The organism is Streptomyces sp. NPDC044063, assembly GCF_056434285.1.
Map to the genome: position 1 here is coordinate 656,894 of NZ_JBWKFM010000001.1, position 16,148 is coordinate 673,041.

A 16,148-nucleotide genomic window follows, 5' to 3' on the forward strand; every position below is an offset into this window, starting at 1 on the left:
ACTGTGGGCGTCGTCTGAAAACGATTCGCGCGTCGCCGACACCGTACGACGGCCGGGTCCCCGGAACGCTCAGTCACGTGACCGCGCCAGTCCTCGAAGTAGTTGGATTCGTCGGCGCCGCCGACCTCTTTGCGGCCCAGCGTGAGGATGGCCACCTGGTGCGAAGTTTCGTGGACCAAGGGCTGACCAGATGCCGGGGATCGGCAGAATGCCGGGTCAGCCCGTACCCCGGGCTTCGCCCCGCCCTCCGTCAGCGGCTCGCCCGGCGTGCGCCACCGATGGCCTTGTTACGGTGCGCGCAGTAGGCCAGCGCGGGATTGGTGTAGTGGGTCCAGGGTGTGGCCGCTATCCAGCCGTCCAGCAGGCGGAACTGCTCCACCGCCTCCATGTACCGTTCCTGCTTCGTCAGCAGGTATGCCAGCAGATGACGGGCGTCCGCCAGCCAGGGGTGGCCGGGGCGGCACGCCGCCACGTCCATCAGTGCGGCGTTGATCATGGTGGTGAGGTCGACCGAGCGGTAGGCGACGTCCGGGGCGTCGTCGTCCAGGTGGTGGTACCAGTAGTGCAGCGGCAGCATGGTCATCAGGTTGCCGGGCGGGGCCGTGCGCGCCGCGGTCCACGCGAACTCCTGGGCCAGTTCCTCGGAGCCGTGCCACCGGGGGAACCAGTACCACAGCGCGCTCGAGTGGGCCCCGAAGTGGTAGGGGGTGCGGGAGGTGATCTCGGCCCACAGTTCGCGCATCTGCTCGTGTGACGCGCCCGTGCCCGTGTACAGCGGGATCTTGGCGATGTACGGGGTGGGGTCCTCGGGCGCGGCCAGGGCGAAGGCGCGGGTGAAGTCCTCCCGCGCCTCCTCCAGCAACCGGTGGAAGCCCGCGAACTGCTCGGCCGTGGTGTCCTTGGCCCAGGCCGTGCCGCGGGCCTGCCCGGCCGCGGTCACCTTCGCCTTGGCCTTGACGAGGGCCGCGGCCGGGTCGTCGGGGCGCGCGGCCTGCCAGGCCCGCAGCCAGACGTCGTCCTTGGCCGCCTCGTGGGCGATGATGCCGGCCAGCGCCGAACGCCGTTCCCAGTCGGTGCCCGTCGCCTCGAGCGCCTGGGCAGCGGGCTGCCAGTCGCCCCGCTCAAGGGCCGCCACCAGGGCTATCGCCTCATGGTCCGCGAAGGACCGGTCCGTGTTCTGCTGCTCCGGCGGCAGCCAGCCCTCGGCGGCCAGCTGGGCGGCGGATGGCGCGGCGCGCCGCTTCCTTCTGAACCAGAGGAAGACGGAGACGGCAATGACGATGATGGACAACAGCATGCGGGAAGGAATCCGATCGGGTTTCAGTGGTAAGGGACAGTGAGCGGGATCTACGCAGCAGTCCGCGCGGCGAAGCCGTGCAGGGGACGTTGGCGACGGCCGGCAGTGGCGCCACCGCCGCATCCGTCCGGGTGGCCGATGGCGGCAGGCGGGCGGACTCGGACCGGAGCAGTTCCTGCCGGGCCGGCGCAGTTTCGACCAGGGCCGGCTCGGTGAGGTGGTACAGCCCGGGGTACAGCGCCGGGCGCAGGTGCTCGCAGGCGGCCCGGCTCGTTGCCCGCGCGGTCTCCAAGGCCTTGGGCAGGTGGCCGGCGATTTACCGCAGTCGCCTGCAGCCGACGGCGTCGAGGAACTCCGCCGGATCGTCGGCGCCCGGCCCGTAGGCCGGTGACAGTGTCACTCCCCGCGGGCGCGAGCACGCCCCACAGCGGGCTGCTGCGCACGGCCGGCGTGAGCAGATGGAGCCCGGCCAGCAGGGTGAGAGCCCGTAGGGCGCGCAGAGATGTGCCCACTGGGCAGAGTCCCCCATTGAAGATCTGACGAATAGAAAGCGATGGGGATCATATGTGCGATCGTGGGGCTGATAAGCGTGATTTCGCCCGGCGCCGAATTGCCCCGCTCGTCCGATCCTCCGCCTGGAGCGCCCGGACTCGGCCCCGCCGGCGCCCTCCACACGGCGCTCAACGCCTCGGATTCCGCCACCTACGGTCCCCAGCTCGCCGACGCCAAGAGGAGACTGGCGGAACTCGAGGGCCGGCGGTGCCGGGAACCCTCGGGACGGCACGTGGCTGCGGAAACTCGGCACGGGCGGTGGCTCGGCGCTGTCGAGCGGTACCGCGACGAGCGCCTGCATGTGGTGACCACGGACGGCTCGCTGGTGTGCGTGGACGTGGGCGAGGGGGCCGTCACGGCGGCCGAGCAGGGCATCGTGCCGCCTGCCCGTGAGGTTGAGCTCGCCGCCGCCCTGATCACGTACACGCCGGCGACCGCACCGACGGTGGTGGCCGCGGTGCACGCGGTCCCGGCCGGATCGATCGTCGTCAAGTGCGTCCAGGACGCCGGTCGGCTACGTGTCCACGTCGTCTGCGAGGGCCGCGACGCCTCCTGGAACGTCCAGTTCCCTCGCGCAATATGCGAGGCCCGGTGCCCGTTCCGTCGTGGATGCCCTCCACTCGCCGGCAGGCGGCTTCTACCGGGTCCGGGGTGACATCCGTCGTCTGCCCTGACCGGGCGTGGTGAGTCCGGTGAGGGAGGGCGTCGGCTGGTGCTTCCGCGGCGAGGGAGCCGGCCAAACGGCGTGTGGACGTGGCGGTCTGACGAGGAATTACATGATGTTCAAATGTCTGATGTTTGTGTAGAGTGCTTCCATGAAACGCATCAGCGCACCGCGGCGGACCGCCAGCCTCTCCGCTCAGCTCGTGGACAGTCTCCGCTCCCACATCGAGTCGGGCGGGTGGCCGGTGGGGACGCGGATCCCGCCGGAACAGGCCCTCATCGAGGAACTCGGCGTCGGACGCAGCACGCTGCGGGAGGCGATCGGTGCGCTGGTGCACCTGGGTCTGCTGGAGCCCCGAGCCGGCGACGGCACCTATGTCCGCTCATCGAGCGAGCTTCAGTCGGTCATGGTGCGGCGGGCGAGTTCCGCGCAGCGGGACAAGGTGCTGGAGCTGCGGACCGTTCTGGAGGAGTACGCCTCCGGAGCCGCGTCCCTGCGCCGCGACGAGAGCCAGTTGCAGCAGCTGCGGGAGCTGCTGGCCGACGCCGACGCGGCCTGCGCCGGTGAGGACACGTCCGCGGCCACGAACGTCGACGCGCTGTTCCACCGGGCCGTGGTCCGGGCGAGCGGGAACGACCTGCTGATCGAGGTGTACGACTACCTCGGTACGGCACTCACCTCGTCCCTGGGGGGCCTGCCCTGGGACGCCGTCCACGCCGAGGAGCACGCCCGCCTGCACCGGCGGCTCGTCGACGCGATCGAGGCCCGGGACGCGGGCGGCGCCCGTGCCGCGGCGGCCGCGATCGTCCAGCTCACGCGCGACCACGAGACCGGCACACCACGAGCAGCGGAGGACCAGTGAATGCGCGGCCGGCTTCCATCTCCCGTCAGCACTCCGCCTCCGGGCCGCCGGCCACCGGCCCGCCCCGCCGTGTCGGCCGGGTTCGTCATCGCGTCCGCGTCGTGGCGGCGAACCTGCGCACCACTCTCACCGGTGTCGGCGGCACTGCTAGCCGGAGACCGAACACGGCAGCGGCCTGACATCGAGCTGGGGCGGGCTGCTGAGCACTCTCCCGCCGCTGACGTTCGCCGCGACGTCGGCCCTGGTCGCCCAGGCTCCCCACCGGTTCGGCAGCGCTCGCCCACTGGTGGCGACGCTCGGTGTGCTGGCCATCGGAACGGTGATCCGCTCCCGTCCCTCCGTGATCTGCCTGTCCGCCGGAACGGCGATCCTCTCCACGGCCATCGCGTTCGGTAAAGTGCTGCTGCCCGCTCTGATCAGAAGGAGCGTGCCCGCACACCGCGTCCAGGGCATCAGCGCTCTCTACGTGACCGTCATGGGCCTCATGGCCGCGGTCTCCTCCAGGATCTCCGCTCCGCTGGCCCACACCGTGCCGGGTCCTGGCGCACCACACCGCACCGCACCGTGCTGGCCTGGGACGTCGCTTTCACCGCCGCGGCGTTCCTCGCCTGGCTGCGCCCCGGATACGGGGTGACCGGCGGCAGGCCTCCATCGGCGGGACCTGCAGCCCAGTGCCGTGACGGTCCCAGCTCGCCTGGCAGATCACCCTCTTCATGGGCCTGTAGTTCCTGGCTTTCCACACCACCGTCGAGTGGCTGCCCGGCATCCTGACCGACCGCGGTACGAGCAGCAGCACCGCAGCCGGATGGACGCTGTTCTCCTACCAGGTCGTGTCTCTGGCGACCAGCAGCCTCCTGCCCCTCCTGCCCCTCCTCACCCGGAGCCGACACGACCAGCGCTGGACCGCGGCCGGGGCCGCGCTCCTCGTGGCAGCCGGCTTCACCGTACTGATCGCCGCTCCCGCGCTGTCCGTCCTGGCGTGCGCCCTGCTCGGGCTCGGCGGCAGCACGTGCCTCGTCCTCGCGCTGACGTTCCAGAGCCAGCCCGCCGGCAGCGCCGCCACGCCGGCAGGCATGGGGCAGTCCATCGACTACCCCCTGGCGGCGGCCGGCCCCTACTCCTCGGCATCCTGCACGACACCGCGCACAGCTGAACGCTTCCGCTCACCGTACGGGGCTGTCCTCGGCACCGCCACGACCGTCGCCCGACACGGCGGGGACAGGACCACCACCCGCGTCAGCCCTCCCGCTGACACGAGCACCCCGCCCACACGGCAACGCCGCCCACCCGAACGGGATTTCACGACCACAAAGGAGAACAATCGTGTCCCACTCCCGACCCCCAGCCGTCGAACTCGACGCACGTACCGACCGGCGAAACGCCCACCTGTACGCGACCGACGCGCAGTTTCGCGACACCGCGCCCCTGGACACCATCACCGAGGCGATCCGGCGGCCCGGACTGCCGCTCGCCGCCCTGGTGGCCACGGTGATGAAGGGATACGCGGACCGTCCCGCCTTGGGCGAGCGCGCCACGGAACCGGTCACCGACCCGCGGACGGGCCGCACCACGCTGCGCCTGCTGAAGAGGTTCGACACACTGACCTACGGCGAACTCTGGGAGCGGGTGGGTGCGGTGGCCTCCGAGTGGCGGCACCACCCCGAACACGCGATGGGACCGGGTGACCTCGTCGCCGTTCTCGGGTCCACGAGCGCCGAATACACCGTGGTGGAGCTGGCCTGCATCCGCTCCGGCGTGGTGTCCGTTCCCCTCCAGGCCGGTGCCTCGGCGTTACAGCTGGCCCCCATCGTCGAGCAGACCGGACCGCGCCTGCTGGTGGTGGACGTCCACCACTTGGAGGTCGCGACCGAGGTCGCGCAGAACGCACCCTCGCTGGGCCGGATCATCGTCATCGGCCACCGCTCCGAGATCACCGCCCACCAGGAGGAGCTGGACTCCGCGCGCGGCCGGCTCGCGGCGCAGGACCGGGGCGTCACCCTGGACACCTTGGCATCGGTCATCGACCGGGGAAGGACGCTGCCGTCGCTCGCCGAGGTTCCCGAAGGGTCGGCAGCCGACGCGCTCAGCGCACTGGTCTACACCTCGGGCAGTTCCGGCATCCCCAAGGGCGCCCTATACACCGAGCGCTTGGTCAGGCAGTTCTGGATCGATTTCGTACCCGGCCCAGCGGTTCGGCCCTCCATCGTGCTGAACTACCTGCCCTTGAGTCACATGATGGGCAGGGGCGTACTCTTCGGCACGCTCGCCAAGGGAGGCCTCGCCTGCTTCACGGCGTCCAGCGACCTGTCGACGCTCTTCGAAGACCTCTCGCTGGTCCGGCCCACCGAGTTCCTCATGGTTCCCCGTATCTGCGACATGCTCTTCCAGTACTACCGGGCCGAGTTGTCCCGCTGGGTCGAGCCGGAGGGCGATGCGACAGAGCAGGTGATGGAGGAGTTGCGGGAGAAGGTCATGGGCGGCCGCCTCCTGTGGGCCGTCAGCGCCTCCGCTCCGCCGAGCGACGAGCTGACAGCGTTCGTCGAGAACTGCCTCCACGTCAGACTGTTCGACGGCTACGGGTCGACCGAAGCCGGGATCGTCTCCCTCGACGGCCGGGTGCTGCGCCCGCCGGTGACCGACCACAAGCTGGCCGACGTCCCCGAGCTGGGATACTTTGCGACCGACTCCCCGCACCCCAGGGGCGAACTGCTGATCAGGTCCGACAGGCTCGTGCCCGGCTACTTCCGGTGCCCGGACGCCACCGCCGAGGCCTTCGACGAGGACGGCTTCTACCGCACGGGCGACATCATGGCCCGCGTCGGCCCTGACGCACTGAGATATGTCGACCGCCGCTCCAACGTCCTCAAGCTGTCACAGGGCGAATTCGTCACCGTCTCCCGCCTGGAGGCGCTCTTCAGCGGCAGTCCATGCGTCCGGCAGATCTTCCTGTACGGCAACAGCGCCCGTGCCTACCTGCTCGCGGTCGTCGTGCCGACGAAGGACGCCCTCGACCGCGCCGACGGGGACCCCCGGCGCATCAGGCCGGTCCTGCGGGAGTCCCTGCGGAAACTCGCCACCGAGGCGCAACTGAACTCCTACGAGATCCCACGAGACTTCCTCATCGAGAGCGAGCCGTTCACACAGGAGAACGGACTGCTCTCCGGAGTACGCAAGCCGTTGCGGCCCGCCCTGACGAAGCGCTACGGCGAGCATCTCGAAGCGCTGTACACCGAATTGTCCGACCGCGAGGCCCACGAACTGCGGGCACTGCGCCGGCTCGGCCCCGACCAGCCGGTACCGGAGACCGTGCTCCGGGCCGCACAGGCGCTTCTCGGGCAGCGAAAGGGTGACGTGGAACCCGGCGCACGTTTCCTCGACCTCGGCGGCGACAGCCTCACGGCACTGTCGTTCTCCCAGCTGTTGAAAGAGATCTACCGCGTCGATGTTCCTGTCGACGTGGTCATCAACCCGGTCAACACGCTGCGGCGGGTGGCCGGCCACATCGAGCGGGCGCTCGCCTCGGAACACCGCCGCCCTACCGCCGACAGCCTCCACGGCCCTGACGCGACACGACTCGAGGCGGCCGACCTACGGCTGGACGCGTTCCTCGACGCGCGGACCATCGCGCGGGCCGAAAGGCCGGCCGGTCCGCTGCCCGAGGCCCGGACCGTACTGCTGACTGGCGCCAACGGCTACCTGGGCCGTTTCCTGTGCCTCGAATGGCTGGAGCGCGTGGCAGAGCGCGGTGGAACGCTGGTGTGTGTGGTCCGCGGCTCCTCCGCCGAGACAGCCCGGGCACGGCTCGACGCGGCCTTCGACAGCGGCGACCCGGAACTCATGGAGCGCTACCGCAAGTCCGCCGCCCGGCATCTCCACGTGATCGCCGGCGACATCGGGGAACCGAACCTCGGACTCGATGACAACACCTGGCAGCGACTGGCCGACACCGTCGACTTGATCGTCCACCCGGCGGCACTGGTCAACCACGTCCTGCCCTACGACCAGTTGTTCGGTCCCAACGTACGGGGAACAGCCGAACTGATCAGGCTCGCGGTCACCTCCCGAATCAAGCAGTTCACCTACCTGTCGACGGTCGCCGTAGTCTTCGGGAACGAGGCAGCGGCCGACGAGTCGGCGGACATCCGCACCGCCTGCCGGACACGCGACCTCGAGGGTGAATACGCCGACGGTTACGCGGCCAGCAAATGGGCCGGCGAGGTGCTGCTGCGCGAAGCGCACGAAACGTTCGGGCTGCCGGTGGCCGTCTTCCGTTCGAACCTGATCCTCGCGCACCCGCGCTACCGCGGCCAGCTCAACATCCCGGACGTCTTCACCCGCCTCCTGCTGAGCCTGCTGGCGACAGGCATCGCACCCGGCAGCTTCTACGCCCGGGGAACCGGGGACGGCAGCGCACACTATAACGCCCTCCCCGTGGACTTCACCGCGCGGGCCATCACCTTCCTGGGTGACGATGCACGAGAAGGCCACCGGACCTACAACGTTGTCAACCCTCACGAGGACGGCATCTCCCTCGACACGTTCGTCGACTGGCTGGTCACAGCCGGGCACCCCCTGACACGTGTCCAGGACCACGCCGAGTGGCTCGACCGTTTCGAGACCGCCCTGCGAGGCCTGCCCGACCACCAGAAACAGCATTCGCTGCTCCCTCTGCTGCACGCCTTCACCGAGCCGGAGAAGCCACTGCCCGGGTCCGCCCTGCCGGCGGAACGGTTTCGTGCGGCGATACGGGCCGCTGCCCTCGACGAGGAGAACGACATCCCTCGTCTGTCACCGACCCTGATCACCAAGTATGTGTCTGACCTCCGGGCGCAGCGCCTGATGTGACGCACTCCCGGCCACCCCCGCCTTGGGCTGGGTCGATACGTAGGACACGGTCCCAGGGGGACTCACTCGGAGGCTGGTGCCGATGCGTGGGCGGTGGCGGTCAGGATGAGGACGGCTTGGTCGTCGTTCATGCCGTCGCCGCCGGTGAAGTCGGCCCTCGGACTGGTGGGCCCGGATGCTGAGGTGTCGCGAATTCCTCGGTAAGACCGGTCTGAGTGTCACCGTGTGTGGTCGCCGGGGGAGTATCAGGCCCACGTGCCTTCGGCTTCGATAGGTGTGCGCTTCCACGGCCTCGGGGGAACACCGGTACAGCCGTTGGCGCCGAGAACGGTCATGGCCGGCTAGGCAGTTTCTGATGACTCTTGGACGAAGTCGCGGAGCCAGATGACGATCGCGGTGACGGTCAGGGTGCCATTGAAGATGTAGTCGCGTTGGTCGAATCGCGTGGCGACAGCGCGGTGCTGCTTCCACTTGCTGACGCGTCGCTCGACGGCACTGCGACGGCGGTACTTGGCCTTGTCGAAGGCCGGTGGGCGCCCGCCGGCCCGGAGCCGATCTAGAGAAATTATCTAGAAACAGTCTCTACAACGAGTATTCGTCCGCCCCATACTCGGCCCATGAAGCTGTTCTGGGACCGACGGAACGCCGGGTCTTCCCCCGCCTCCGGCATGTGCCGAGGCGGTCGCGGCTCGCGGAGTCGTACCCAGGATGGCGAGCAGAGCGCATACATCGAGGAGGCCCAGTGGCGAAGAACAGACGCAGACGGAGACTGGCGGCCGCGCTCGGCGCGGTGTTCGCGGCGATGCTGGTGTCGCCGTCCCCGGCACAGGCCCGGCCCGCCGCCGACGGCCACGCGGTCACACAGTCCGCGTTGAATGCCTTCCAGGCCGAGACCGGCCCAGGTGCCGGGGTCTACGCCGGGGACAGCACCGGTTCGTGGAACCTCACCGCCGGCACGGGCCTCGCCAACGCCAACCGGCCCATCCAGCCCACCGACCACTTCCGCGCCGGCAGCCAGACCAAGACCTTCACCGCGGCCGTGGTCATGCAACTCGTCGACGAGGGGAAGGTCTCTCTCGACACCCCGATCGAGCGGTACCTGCCCGGCGTGGTCGCCGGCAACGGCTACGACGGCAACACCATCACCGTACGACACCTCCTGCAGCACACCAGCGGCATCCCGGAAAGTCTGCTCAGCGTGCCCCAGCAGTCCACGTACACGCTCGCCGAGCTGGTACGCCAGGGGCTGGCCCACCCCCCGGCCGCCGCACCGGGAACCACTCTCATCTACTCCAACGCGAACTACCAGATCCTCGGCATGCTCATCGAGCGCATCACGAGGGTCCAGGTCGGCGAGGCGATCACGATCCGGATCATCGGGCCGCTAGGCCTGAACCGGACCTTCTTCCCCGTGGCAGGAGCCCGCACCCTCCCCGACCCGTACGTGCGCGGCTACAGGGTTCTCCGCATCGGCCCGACCATCTTCTGGACCGACGTCACGTCCGATTTCGAACCGTCCTTCTTCAGTAGTGCGGGGGCGGTGGTCTCGACCGAACAGGACCTCACCACGTTCTACCAGGCGCTCATCGGCGGGAAGGTCATGTCGCAGACGAGCCTGGCCGAGATGAAGAAGATGTGGGACGTCGGCCAGGGACCGGGCACCGGCGTGGGCCTCGGTCTGCAAGCCGCCCCTCTGTCCTGCGGCGGCCTGGCCCTGGGGCACAACGGCATAGTCAACGGTTACATGTCGCTGACCGTGGTAACCGCCGACGGCCGCCATGCGTCGATCATGACCAACTCGGGGGCCTACAACTCGCAAGCCTCCGCCATCAAGAAGATGTACAAAGTGGCCGACGCGGCGCTGTGCGAGACCTCGTAGGGTGGGCGAGCGGGTGGGGAAGGGCTTGCCGCGGCGGGTACCCCGGCGAAAGGTTGTAAGGAGTGGCTCCGCGTGTTCGTTGGCGGCACACTTCCGGGACCCGCCCGCTCGAACTTCCCCCCGCTTCGCCTTGCACGACTGGGTTCGCTGAGCAACGTCTCGATCGGATGAGAGGGCTTCGAGGTCGGCCAGCTCGGTGGAGGCAAGAACTCCAGCCAGACCGGATCGGCGGCGCGCGGTCCCTCGACGTAGAGGTGCTGGGCGCGCACCACGGCAGCGTCGGTGGCGGCGCGGTCGCCCGGCAAGGCCCAGCCGCCGGCCTCGCGGATCGCGAGCAGGGCGAGCATGCGTGGGGGAGTCGACGGTACGGACAGCGCTCTGCGCCGCCTGGGCCGCTGGGATGGCCTCCTGCGGTCGGCCGGAGGCTTTGGTGAGCAGTGTGAGGCAGTCAAAGGCGTGACCTTCGAGACCGACGTCTGCTGCCAGGCGGGCGGCGGCCAGGGCCTCGTCGTAGAGGGAGCGGCCGGACGCCATGCGACGGTGAGCAGTCACCGTCGACGCACAGTCGGTCCCAGCAGAACGGCGCCCCATTCGCCCGTGATGAAGGGATCCTCTGGTTGCGGAGCCGTGAGAGCGATGTGACGCTCTGTGCGGAGGCGGTGGCGTGGAGCTCCGAAAGGACCGAAGTCGTGATCGACCCTGTACAGGTGCTGTGGTCACCGGCCGGGGAGTCCATGCCCAGCCTGGGCTCCGACGCTCTGGTCGATGTACACGACGGCGACACGCCGAACATCCGTATGCCCGTCCGCATGCTGTCCGTCGACACCCCCGAGGTGACGGCGAAATCCGCCAAGGGCGCCGCTCATGTGGACGAGAAGTTCAAGCAGCTCGCCGGGTGGATCGAGGAGGGCAAGGCGCCTATCTCGTCCGAGCTCGCCGAATTCCTGCTGCCGAAGGTCCGGACCGGCCACGCCGGCACTCTGCAATTCGAGCAGGGCACCGCAGCGGCCAAGTTCAACACGGCCAACATCAACAAGCGGCTGATCGAGGGAGTGCCGGAGGGCACCCCTCCGCGCGACAAGCCACGGAAGATCTTCATCCGTACGGCCGACTCACCTTTCGACGACCACCACCGGCTGCTGGCTTACGTCGCCCCTGACTACTCGAAGGAGGAACGGGCCGTCCTCACGCGGCAGCAGCGCTCCACCTTCAACCTCGATCTCATCGCCTCCGGCTGGGCCGCAACATTCATCATCTATCCCTCCATTCCCGGAGAACTCGACCTTCCACTGCTCCTGAAAGACGCCGACAAGGCCGTGAACGGGAAAAAGGGCATCTGGAAGGAGCCGGCGACCCTGCTGGCGTACGAGTACCGGTCCCTGGAGAGGCTGCATAAGGTCACCCAGAAGATCGTCGAAGGCAAGCCTCTTCGCCCCGGCGAATCCTTCTCCTGGCGCGAGCGCTACTGCGCTGACCTGCGCACCAGAGAACTCTTCGGGCCCGAGGACTACTTCCGGGTACCACCGGTATACCGACTGTGGTTCTGGCCGAAGGATGTCAACGAGGCGATCGGGCGGCTCAATCTTGTGCCATCACAGGAGTTGGGGGGCAGGCGGAGGGGCGGGTAAAGGGTGTGAGAGGCCCGCCGAGGCAGTGACATCGGTGCCAGGGGGCCGTAAAGACGACCCGTCGGACAGGCCCCCGTCGGCTACTGCATCAGCTCGATGCGGGGATGCTCCGGCGCCGCTGGGGTCGGCGCGATCGACGCTGGCGGAAGTGAGCTGGTAGCCGAGGTGGTGCTGGGCGATGATCGGGCCGCGGTCGGTGGCGAGGAAGTGGCTGGTGGATTCGTCGAGGATGAGCTGGATGACCTCGGCCGGTTTCCCCGTACGGGCTGAGAGCTCGAGTGCCTCCTGCGTGGGCGTGACGGTGTCGAGGCTGACGTGGCGGCCCTCGGCGACGGAGACCGGCTTGGAAGCGATGACCACGATGTCACCGGAGTGCAGGACCTGGTCCTGGTCGTGGAGTGTTTTGGCGATGGCCTTCGAGATCGAGGCGCCTTCCTTGATCTCGGGGAAGGGCTCGAGCGCGAACGCTTGGAAGGCGGAGGTCGTGTTCACGGGGTCATCTCCTGGAGAGTGGTCTCGTTGGTGATCCAGCGGACGAGCCGTTGATGGGTATCGGTCAAATCGGGCTCCGCGCGCGGTGATGGACAGTTGGGGCGTGGTGAGCCAGGTGCGGACGCGCTCGATGTAGAAGGGCCACAGGGTAGTGGCGGCCTCTACGGCCAGGGCGCGCATGTTCGGCCAGTCACGGGGTCGGCCTCTCAGTTCCTCGAGCCCCTGATGGTGAGACCGTGTAGACCTTCCCGTAGGACCGGAGGGTTTCGGCCGGGTCGCCGGGGCGGCCTCGCAGGACGGCGTCCAGGAAGGCGAGGGTGGCTCCGGCGACGACGCGCGGGCTCTCGGTGCGGCCCAGGGTGCCGACGATCGAGGGCAGCGGCGGCAGGTAGAGCGGGCCGTCCATGAAGGTGAGGTGCCCGGCGCCGGGGACGGCGAGCCGGTAGCTCGTCGCAGTGGTGTGCTCGAGGGCGTTGGTGAGGCGGGGCAGGTAGCGCGAGTCGGTGCCGGCGGTGATCTCCTGGGTGAGCGCGAGCGCCGGCTGCTCGAGGGCGGGCGCTGTGGGGCCGTGGGGGTAGCCGTCCAGGTCGATGACGGCGTCGAACCGGTGGTCCTGCCGGGCCGCCTGCAGGGCGGCGGCACCGCCCAGGGAGTGGCCGGCCACCGCGGCGCGGCCGGTGTCCAGGCGTCCGGTCAGCGGGTCGGCACTCTCGCCCCGGTCCAACCGTTCCAGTTGGGTGAGGACGAAGCCGAGGTCGGCGGCCCGGACGGCGGTCCAGCCCGCCGCCAGCTCCTCGTCCCGGCCCCGGTCCCCGCTGGAGGCGGTCGTGGCGCGGATCGTGCGGCCGTCGGCGAGTACCACGACGGCGGAGTCGTACGGGTGGTCGAGGGCGGCGACCAGGTAGCCGTGGCTGGCCAGCTCCTCCGCCCAGGCGGTGTTCTGGGTCCGCACCCCGCCCGACCCCGGGGAGAACAGGACGACCGGGAACCGTTCTCCCCGACCGGCCACCGGGGCGTCGACGACCGCGCGGCTGCGGGCCCGGGGGACGCCGTCGACCAGGAGGCCGGGCAGGCCGACCCCGTCGGCGAGGGCCTCGGCGACGGTGCGCGCCTCCTGCTCCGTGCGTCCCAGGTACTGGGCCCGCTGGGTGCCGGCGGGGCTCTTCCGCGCGGGGTACCAGAGCTGGGCCACGACCGTGCGCCGGTCGTCCGGATCGGCGGTGAAGCTCTCGGGGCGGAGCGGGTCGGTCCACTGCACCACCCGGGTGCCGACCGCGAAGCCGCCCGACGGCTCGGGGAAGACGGGCACGGGGAAGGCCCAGGCCGCCACCGGGCCAATGGCGATCAGGCCGGCGCAGGCCAGTGATCCCGGCAGGGCCAGCCACCAGCGGGCCCGCCATGCCGGCCGGCCGGTACGGCGTCGCAGCAGGGGCGGGAGGGCGAACGCCGACGCCAGGGCGGCGCCGGCCAGGACCGGCAGCAGCTGCCAGCGGATCCCCACCACGCCCAGCACGCTCGCGGACGCCACGAGCACCGCCCCCGCCCCGATCGTGACGAGCCGGCGGGCGGCCGGGGGGAGCCAGCGCGCCGCCACGAGTGCGACGGCGCCCAGCAGGACGAGGACTTCCGGAAGGGACATCGACAGCCCCGTGATGGTTTCGGTCACCCGGCCATGCTCGACGCCGGGTCCGCGCCGCCGCATCGGTCCCGGGTCGCCGCCGACTGCGACCGGGGTCGCAACCTGGGCGGGCGCGGTTGCGACCGCAGTGGCAACCGGGCACCCCCGGACCGCCGGCCGGTCTGCGACCGCAGGAGGTGGTGGGTCTCCTCCTGCGGTCGTACCCCGGCAGGATGCGGTCGGACGACGGGCTCATGCGCGCCGCCGCCCCCGCGGCCTAGGCTCCGGCTGTACGCGCTGACGGTCCCGGTCGGGCCGCCACGACAACCGATCGACAGGGAGATGTGACGGTGCGCCACCGGGACCGGGTACCGCCCCTGGTGTGGGACGCGGCGCTGCCGGTCCTTCTCCTCCTCAACGTCGTGACCGCCTACCCGGCGCGGGAGCTGCCGGTGGCCGCGGCGCTCACCGCCGCCCTGGCGCTTCCCCTGCTGTGGCGGCGCCGGGCCCCGCTCGCGGTGTTCGGCGCAGTGGCGGCCGCGGCGTTCGTCCAGTGGCTTATGGACGTCCAACTGCCCGCGGACATCGCCCTGCTGGTGGCCCTCTACACGGCGGCCGCGCACACAGGTCGGCGCGGCACGCTCCTCGCCGGTGCCGTAGTGGAGGGCGGAGCCGTGCTGGCCTGCCTGCGCTGGACACCGGACGGCGCGTTCCTGACCCCCTTCGTCGCGCTCTCCGCGACGGTCGTCGCCGCCGCCATCCTCGGGGTGAACGTGCGGACCAGCCGGGCCTACCTCGCCGCCGTGCAGGAACGGGCCGAACGGCTGGCGCTGCACCAGGAGCAGCAGGCACGGCTGGCCGTCGCCGAGGAGCGGGCCCGGATCACCCGCGAGATGCACGACATCGTCACCCACAACCTGTCCGTCATGGTCGCGCTCACCGACGCCGCCGTCTACGCCCAGCACAGGTCCCCGGACCGGGCCACCGCCGCGATGCTGCAGATCTCCGAGACGGGCCGGCAGGCTCTGACCGACATGCGGCGCTCGCTGGGCCTCCTGCGCGCCGACGAGCCGGACGCGGAGCGCCACCCGCCGCCCGGCATCGCCCAGCTGGAGGCGCTCGCCAACCAGATGGCCGCCGCCGGGCTGCCGACCCACCTGGAGGTCCGCGGCGGCCACACCCAGGTCCCCGCCACCGCACAACTCACCGTCTACCGTCTGGTGCAGGAAGCCTTGACCAACACCCTCAAGCACACCCCCGCCGGCACCCGCGCGACGGTCCTGGTCGAGTGCTCGGCCCAGGCCATCGGCGTGGACGTCACCGACAGCGGCCCCCGCCCGGCGCTTCCCGCCACCGCACCGCCCGGCCACGGAATCCCCGGCATGCGCGAGCGCGCGGCCGCCTACGGGGGGACGCTGCAGGCCGGACCGCTCCCGGGCGGCGGCTGGGGCGTCCGTACCCGACTCCTCCTGGGCGGCGGCGGGACGGCCTCCGCATGACGATCCGCATCCTGATCGCCGACGACGAGGCACTGCTCCGGATGGCCTTCGGCACGGTCCTGGAGGCCCAGCCCGACATGACACCGGTCGGCGAGGCCGCGGACGGCGCCCAGGCCGTCCGCCTCGCCCGGGAGCTGCGGCCCGATGTCGTCCTCATGGACGTCCGGATGCCCGGGACGGACGGGATCGAGGCGACCCGACAGGTCGTCGAGGCGTCCCCGCGGAGCAGAGTGCTGATCCTGACCACCTTCGACCTGGACGCGTACGCCTTCGCCGGTCTCGCCGCCGGAGCCTCGGGCTTCCTGCTGAAGAACACCAGGCCGGAGGAGCTGCTCACCGCGATCCGAAACGTCGCGGCGGGCGACGCGGTGCTCTCCCCGCGGATCACCCGGCGCCTGCTGGAAGACTTCCGTCCGCACCTACCCGGCGGCGGCGCCGAAGTCGTCCGCGACGAGCGGCTTGACCGGTTGAGCACCCGTGAGCGCGAGGTGCTCGTCGAGGTCGGCCGCGGCCTGTCCAACACCGAGATCGCGGCCGCACTGTACCTCGCGGAGGCGACCGTGAAGTCCCATCTGGGGCGGATCCTGCACAAGCTCGAACTCCGCGACCGGATACAGGCCGTGGTCTTCGCCCATGACAACCGCCTGGTCCGCCGGGCCTGAGAGATCGATATGTCGGCTGCGGGCTGCGGGCTGCGGGCTGCGGGCTGCCGAGACCCTGCCCGTCGACGGGCGTCACGTACGAGTGACACGGCGTTAGCCCGTACGGCAAGCAGGAAAGCCTCTTAGCGGATCGGTCCACCGCACCTCAGG

The 16,148-nt window shown here is 70.3% G+C and carries 9 protein-coding genes and 1 pseudogene; 7 read left to right on the top strand and 3 right to left on the bottom strand.

Going from position 1 to position 16,148, the window contains the following annotated elements:
• Positions 1–250: 250 nt before the first annotated feature.
• The gene (locus AC07BS_RS03060; RefSeq protein WP_478638139.1) at positions 251–1,297 is read right to left on the bottom strand and encodes a hypothetical protein; all 1,047 of its coding nucleotides are present in this window, start codon (positions 1,295–1,297) and stop codon (positions 251–253) included.
• Between the two features lie 773 nt (positions 1,298–2,070).
• Between AC07BS_RS03060 and AC07BS_RS03065 the strand changes: the two are divergent.
• The 5 genes and pseudogenes from AC07BS_RS03065 to AC07BS_RS03085 all read left to right on the top strand — a co-directional run.
• Positions 2,071–2,523 (top strand): annotated as a pseudogene (locus tag AC07BS_RS03065) (WGR domain-containing protein); the annotation flags it as partial.
• Between the two features lie 141 nt (positions 2,524–2,664).
• Complete coding sequence (locus tag AC07BS_RS03070; protein WP_478638137.1) at positions 2,665–3,375, top strand: FadR/GntR family transcriptional regulator; 711 nt, start codon at positions 2,665–2,667, stop codon at positions 3,373–3,375.
• A gap of 1,323 nt (positions 3,376–4,698) precedes the next feature.
• Complete coding sequence (gene car / locus AC07BS_RS03075; RefSeq protein WP_478929746.1) at positions 4,699–8,220, top strand: carboxylic acid reductase; 3,522 nt, start codon at positions 4,699–4,701, stop codon at positions 8,218–8,220.
• Between the two features lie 742 nt (positions 8,221–8,962).
• Entirely contained in the window at positions 8,963–10,099 is a 1,137-nt protein-coding gene (locus tag AC07BS_RS03080; protein WP_478929748.1) for a serine hydrolase domain-containing protein, read from the top strand.
• Positions 10,100–10,788: 689 nt separating this feature from the next.
• Complete coding sequence (locus AC07BS_RS03085; RefSeq protein WP_478929750.1) at positions 10,789–11,727, top strand: nuclease; 939 nt, start codon at positions 10,789–10,791, stop codon at positions 11,725–11,727.
• On the opposite strand, the gene AC07BS_RS03090 is transcribed toward AC07BS_RS03085, so the two are convergent.
• Both AC07BS_RS03090 and AC07BS_RS03095 read right to left on the bottom strand, forming a co-directional pair.
• The gene (locus AC07BS_RS03090) at positions 11,692–12,219 is read right to left on the bottom strand and encodes a coenzyme F420-0:L-glutamate ligase (RefSeq protein ID WP_478929752.1); all 528 of its coding nucleotides are present in this window, start codon (positions 12,217–12,219) and stop codon (positions 11,692–11,694) included. The two genes, AC07BS_RS03085 and AC07BS_RS03090, sit on opposite strands and share 36 nt — an antisense overlap.
• 190 nt (positions 12,220–12,409) lie before the next feature.
• Positions 12,410–13,921 carry an alpha/beta hydrolase family protein gene (locus tag AC07BS_RS03095; protein ID WP_478929753.1) on the bottom strand — a complete coding sequence of 504 codons (1,512 nt, stop codon included), beginning with the start codon at positions 13,919–13,921 and terminating at the stop codon, positions 12,410–12,412.
• 260 nt (positions 13,922–14,181) lie between these two features.
• Here AC07BS_RS03095 and AC07BS_RS03100 point away from each other — a divergent pair, with 260 nt between their 5' ends.
• The gene (locus AC07BS_RS03100) at positions 14,182–15,336 is read left to right on the top strand and encodes a sensor histidine kinase (RefSeq protein ID WP_478929755.1); all 1,155 of its coding nucleotides are present in this window, start codon (positions 14,182–14,184) and stop codon (positions 15,334–15,336) included.
• On the top strand, positions 15,333–15,998 hold the full coding sequence (locus tag AC07BS_RS03105; protein WP_478929757.1) for a response regulator: 666 nt from the start codon (positions 15,333–15,335) through the stop codon (positions 15,996–15,998). The genes AC07BS_RS03100 and AC07BS_RS03105 overlap by 4 nt, the downstream gene beginning before the upstream one ends.
• Positions 15,999–16,148 lie beyond the last annotated feature (150 nt).